The following is a 946-nucleotide window of genomic DNA, read 5'->3' as shown; positions in this document are numbered from 1 at the left end:
CCACCGGCGCCCCGCCCCTGCTGCTGGTGGGGGAGGGCACCACCCCCGCGCAGGTCGCGCGGGCGCGCGCCGGCGGCGCCGGCGAGGTCGTCCTCGTCGGGTGCGCCCCCGTGGGCACCGACTGGTGGCGCCACGCCGCCGAGGTCGACGCCGACCACGCCGCGCTGCTGCCCGAGGCCGAGCCGTGGCTGCTGGACCGGCTCGTCGACGCGGCCGGCGGCCCGCGCCCCGAGGGCCGCGCGGTGGGGGTGGTCGGCGGCTGCGGCGGCGGCGGGGCCAGCGTCCTGGCGGCCGCGCTCGCCACCGCCGCCACCGCCGGCGGCGACGTCCTGCTCCTGGACGCCGACCCGCTCTCCGGCGGCCTGGACCTGCTGCTGGGCGCCGACCAGCTGCCCGGCCTGCGCTGGGGCGACCTCGCCGGCGTCTCCGGCCGGTTGCGGCCGGACGTGCTGCGCTCCACCGTCCGCCTCGAGGACGGCCTGCACCTGCTGGCCGGCGACCGCCGCCCCGGACCGCCCCCGGCGCCCGAGGCGCTCAGCGCGGTGCTGCGGGCCGCGCGCGCCGCGTTCACCACCACCGTGGTGGACCTGCCGCGCGGGCAGCTGGAACGGCTCGGGCCCGACGTGCTGGGCGCGTGCGCGGAGGTCCTCGTCGTCGCCCCGGCCACCACCCGCGCCGCCGCGGCCGCCTGCTGCACCGTCGACGAGGTGCGCCGGCTCGCCGCGGGGGCGGACCCGCGGGTGCGCCTGGTGCTGCGCGACGTCGGCGCCGGCGCGGACGCCGACGTCCTGGCCGACGTCGTCGGCGCGCCGCTGGCCGCGGTGCTGCGCCCCGAGCGCGACCTGGAGGCCTCCCTGGAGCGCGGCGAGGGGCTGCCCGGCGGGCGGCGCAGCGCCGTGCGCGCCTTCGCCGGCCGCTGGGCGGACGGGGCGGCCGGGTCGGTGGC

General features: G+C 83.0%; 1 protein-coding gene. It reads left to right on the top strand.

Annotated features, from left to right (window positions below; all coding sequences use genetic code 11):
* A partial coding sequence (gene ssd / locus GTR00_RS21720) for a septum site-determining protein Ssd (RefSeq protein ID WP_166613565.1) occupies window positions 1-946 on the top strand: 946 nt, incomplete at both ends.

The organism is Kineococcus indalonis (genome assembly GCF_009906395.1).
Lineage (GTDB): Bacteria > Actinomycetota > Actinomycetes > Actinomycetales > Kineococcaceae > Kineococcus > Kineococcus indalonis.
This window is presented reverse-complemented; position numbering and strand designations above follow the sequence as displayed.